Source organism: uncultured Microscilla sp., from assembly GCF_947493425.1.
In the GTDB taxonomy this organism is placed as follows: domain Bacteria; phylum Bacteroidota; class Bacteroidia; order Cytophagales; family Microscillaceae; genus Microscilla.
The window spans coordinates 1-4,199 of sequence record NZ_CANLRP010000317.1 but is presented as its reverse complement, the minus strand read 5'-3'; the positions used below and the strand labels follow the sequence as shown (position 1 = coordinate 4,199).

The following is a 4,199-nucleotide window of genomic DNA, read 5'->3' as shown; positions in this document are numbered from 1 at the left end:
TTTCACGTGCGTTCAAAATGACATGATGGTTCAGGTTTCGAATTGTCCTTGCTTGTTTGGTTTTGTCGTTGCGAGGCACGAGTAACCACTTCGTTGTGTACGTCATTGTTTAAAACTGTGGCCTTTTAGTGTCTTATCTAAGCACTTGTAAGCTTGCTTCTGATGGCCCCCGCTGTGCCAAGTCTTCCCGCAGGGCGACTTTACACTATTGATGAATAGAAGTCTTCTGACTTCTCCTCCGAGCTTATTCTGCAGTTATTAATGACGCATTGTCCAGGGCTTAAAAGAGCCGTGCAGGTGTTAAGTCGGTGGAATTAAACCAGCGAGCCAGGAAGTCGGAAGACTTCCCCCTATTAAAACTTTCAAGTCTCCTTCGGAAGACTTAAAAGAGCGGGGCCCCCGTTCAATACCTATGTTAGGAATTACGAATTTGAGAATTACGAATTACGAATTGGGCGAAGCCATTCGTAATTTAGTTGGTAGTTGGTAGTTGGTAGACCATAGTCAATTTAGTCCGGAGTTGGTAGTCGGTAGACCATAGTCACTTCAAACCGATTCATAATTTAGTCAGTAGCGCTTGGCGCCCATTCGTAATTGACTCATTCGTAATTAGCTAAAGCAGAGCTCCCTTCGGTCGGTTCGTAATTAAACCATTCGTAATTAAACCGTTCGTAATTTAGTTGGTAGTCGGTAGACGATAGTCACTTCAAACCGATTCATAATTTAGTCAGTAGCGCTTGGCGCCCATTCGTAATTGACTCATTCGTAATTGACTCATTCGTAATTAGCTAAAGCAGAGCTCCCTTCGGTCGGTTCGTAATTAAACCATTCGTAATTTAAGTCCATTGAAGCTTACCCCCAAAAAAAAGAGGGCTCATCAAGCCCCCGTTCAATACCTATCTATTTGCTCCCCCACTTTTGCCAGAGCGGTACTACCCTAGCCATAGCGCTGGGCGGTGGTGGTGGGCTTTCTCCTCCCTCTCCTTCATCGCAACAGTTGCCTCCCTTGATTTGCTGCATTTGTTGGGGGCTGCAAGCATCTTTGTAAAAATCCCGCAACATTTTGGGTTGTTTTCTGTTTTTTTTCATTCTTTTGTCTTTTCTTTAAAAGTGTTATACATTAAGCTTATGGGCAAAAATACTGCCTTGAGCCTAAACAAACGAAACATCTAAACTATATTCACCCAAACCACTTATTATTTAACTATAGTTATGTTATCCATTACCTTACGCCTCTCCCTGGTGGGGCTTGTCCTATGTATGGCCTTTGCCTGGGCAAGTGCTCAAACCACCCACCCCCAGCCCAAAAGCCTGTATGACCGCCTCTATGCCAAAGCCTACCAACTGGGCAATGCCCAACCTGACTCGGCGATATACTATGCCCGCCAAGCCGCTACAGTTACCCAAAAGCCCGATGACCAGGCTAAAGCCCATTGGCTCATCGGATTTTATGCCCGCAAACAAGGCTACTACGGGCTTGCCATCCAGCATTACCAGCAAGCCTACGATTTGTACAAGCAGCCGATACAAAAAGCAACGATGCTTAAAAATATAGCTTTTTGCTATCATAATACGCAAAACTACCTCGCAGCTACCCCTATAGCCATGCGAGCAGCACAACGCTTTGCTAAATTAAAAGCTACCAATTACCATATAGAAGCACTTAACTTGCTTGCCAACTGTTACAATGCGGATGCTAATATTGGCAATGCCCAACGTACCTATATGCAAGCTATAGATCTAGCTCAAAAACATAAAAAAAACATAAAACTACCTGATATTTACAGCGATTTGGCAAGACTTAAAGACAAACAAAACATTTATGATTCTGCCATATATTACCAACGCCTTGCCCTGCAAGCCCCCCAAATCCAGCCCAGCAAAGAGAGCATTCGTCGGGTAAAACTTGCCTGGTATTATTTGCAGAGCAAAAACCTACCCGCTGCCGAGCAAAGCCTACAGCAAGCCCAAAACCTACAGCACACCAGCCCCAAAGCGTGGGCGTACTATTGGGGGGTGCAAGGTTTGGTGCATTATATAAAGCTACAAAAAAGCCAAGCCGAGCAAGCCTACCATAAGTTCGACTCGTTGCTGCAAGTACTGGGGGGCAACAATGCTTTGCCCGTTCAACAAAAGTTTGCCCACAAAACCGCCTACGACATGTACCACAGCGGCTATAGCCTCATAGGGCGAATATGGCCCCGTGAGCACGAAAAAGCCTACTTTGCCCAGGTGCGGCAGTGGTATGCCCAACGCAAACGCACCGAGCATAGGCTACTCCAAAAAACCAAAGTAAATGTAACCCTGCGCGACTCGCTGGTAATAGCCCGCACCACGCCCAGGGTAAACATAGTACGGCAAATCACCCCTTGGTGGTGGTTGGTCATGGTGGCGGCTATAGCTATAGCGGGGCTGTGGCTATACCAGGCACGCACCCAAAAAATACGCGCCGAAACCCGGCAAGTGCAAGCCCAGGCCAATTTTGTGGAGTCCATCAAAACAAGCCCCGTCCAGGGAATGGGCGACCTAAGCAAGGCAGAGGTAGGCATGTTGGCCAAGATAGAACACCACCAAAAAGCCAAACTCACCGCCGACGAGGTCAGAATGTTTGTAATGGTGGTGCGGGGTGGCTATACCTACAAAGCCATTTCGTTGCGCACAAACTTTACAGAGGGCAACATAAAAACCAAAGTAAGGCGCGCCAAAAAAGCTTGTGGGGTGGGCAACCTCAAAGACCTGATGTAGAAAAAAAACAAACCCCTTGCCCCTGGGTTTGCGTTGGTAACAGGGTAAAGTTTTGTTTTACCTTTTTATCAACCCAAACTCAGTTATTATGTCACAAGAACACTACGAGCTAAAGCTCGACACCCTCCAAACAATTGCCAATGCCGAACTAGCCCCCCCTAACCGCCCTGTAGACACGGCACTGCAAGAAGCCGAAAACCTGTTTGTATGGGCGCAAGCCGACCAAGCCGCCCTGGAGGGCATAGGCTTTGACTGGGCTACCTGGGGCGCCGACCTCCCCCTGCGTACCGGGGCACTGCGTTACGCCCAATCGCTGTGGGTGAGCGAACGCCACACCAAAGACCAAGCCGAAATGGACTGGAAAAATGCCGCCCCGGCTGCCTACGAACTACGCGACGACTTGCTGGCAAGCTTTAGGTATGCTTTTCGCAAACGCGAAGACCTGCTCAACCGGGTACGCGAGATAAGCGAGGGCAGCGGCAACGCCGACATGATACAAGACCTAAGCGACTTGAGCGCCCTGGGCAAGGCCAACATGGCCGAATTGGACAAGATAAAGTTTGACCCTGCCCGCCTCGACTTTGCCGCCACCCAAGCCGACCAACTGGCCGATATGTTGGCGCTTGCCAATGGAACCACCCAAGACACCAACCAGGCAAAACTACTGCGCGATGCCGCCTTTGCCCACCTCAAAGAGGCCGTAGACGAAATACGCACGGCGGGCAAGTATGCTTTTCGCAAACAAAAAGACCGCTACCAGGGCTATACGAGCCAGTACCATAAAAAATAAACCGGGTTGGTGTGCCCACCCAATGCACCCAAAAGCGGGAATGACTGTACAAGAGTTGTTCCTGCTTTTTTTGGGGCTTGGCAAGCCAATGAAAGCAAATAATATACTGCAGGAGCCAGTAATATACTACAGGGAAGAAATATTATTTTGTTTTTATTGCTTATATGCTACAGGGATGCCACCATTTACTACAGGGATACCCTAATTTACTACAGGGGCACCACCATTTACTACAGGGGAGTGAATGCCTACTACAGGGATACCAATACCTGCTACAGGGGCATTATTACTTACTGCAAGGGGGCCATTGCTTGCTACAGGGACACCACCACTTACTACAGGAATGCCAATACCTGCTACAGGGGTGCCGTTGCTTGCTACAGCAAACAAGCCTGCCCTACAAAGCACCCACCCACCTATACACCTTGCCTGCTGTGGGGAGAGACTTATCTTTAAATTCGTTTTTCTCCTATTTAAATTATGGAGTAGCCCTCAAAAATATCCTCCTCTCTCGCTGGTGCATCCAGTCTGGTACAAGTGCTTATAAACCTGCTACTTAGCCTCCATTTGAAACTTTTTGAAACCCGCCTTGCAAAGAGTTTCAAGGGGTAAATTAAAAGTAAACACCCCACTTTAGCCCTTGTGTGGCTTGTTTTGCCCCCCT

4 protein-coding genes are annotated in these 4,199 nt (G+C 48.0%); 2 read left to right on the top strand and 2 right to left on the bottom strand.

Annotated features, from left to right (window positions below; translation table 11 throughout):
• Window positions 1–900: 900 nt before the first annotated feature.
• Window positions 901–1,089, bottom strand: a complete 189-nt coding sequence (locus tag Q0954_RS33065) for a hypothetical protein (RefSeq protein WP_299466048.1) — start codon at window positions 1,087–1,089, stop codon at window positions 901–903.
• Between the two features lie 123 nt (window positions 1,090–1,212).
• On the opposite strand from Q0954_RS33065, the gene Q0954_RS33060 reads away from it, so the two are divergent.
• Both Q0954_RS33060 and Q0954_RS33055 read left to right on the top strand, forming a co-directional pair.
• Complete coding sequence (locus Q0954_RS33060) at window positions 1,213–2,745, top strand: sigma factor-like helix-turn-helix DNA-binding protein (RefSeq protein WP_299466045.1); 1,533 nt, start codon at window positions 1,213–1,215, stop codon at window positions 2,743–2,745.
• 88 nt (window positions 2,746–2,833) lie between these two features.
• Entirely contained in the window at window positions 2,834–3,535 is a 702-nt protein-coding gene (locus tag Q0954_RS33055; RefSeq protein WP_299466042.1) for a hypothetical protein, read from the top strand.
• A gap of 201 nt (window positions 3,536–3,736) precedes the next feature.
• Here Q0954_RS33055 and Q0954_RS33050 read toward each other — a convergent pair whose 3' ends face one another.
• Window positions 3,737–3,943, bottom strand: a complete 207-nt coding sequence (locus tag Q0954_RS33050) for a hypothetical protein (protein WP_299466040.1) — start codon at window positions 3,941–3,943, stop codon at window positions 3,737–3,739.
• Window positions 3,944–4,199 lie beyond the last annotated feature (256 nt).

Coding starts and splice junctions, on each gene's coding strand:
- Q0954_RS33065 (WP_299466048.1), bottom strand. CDS start 1,089: ATGAAAAAAAACAGAAAACAACCCAAAATGTTGCGGGATTTTTACAAA.
- Q0954_RS33060 (WP_299466045.1), top strand. CDS start 1,213: ATGTTATCCATTACCTTACGCCTCTCCCTGGTGGGGCTTGTCCTATGT.
- Q0954_RS33055 (WP_299466042.1), top strand. CDS start 2,834: ATGTCACAAGAACACTACGAGCTAAAGCTCGACACCCTCCAAACAATT.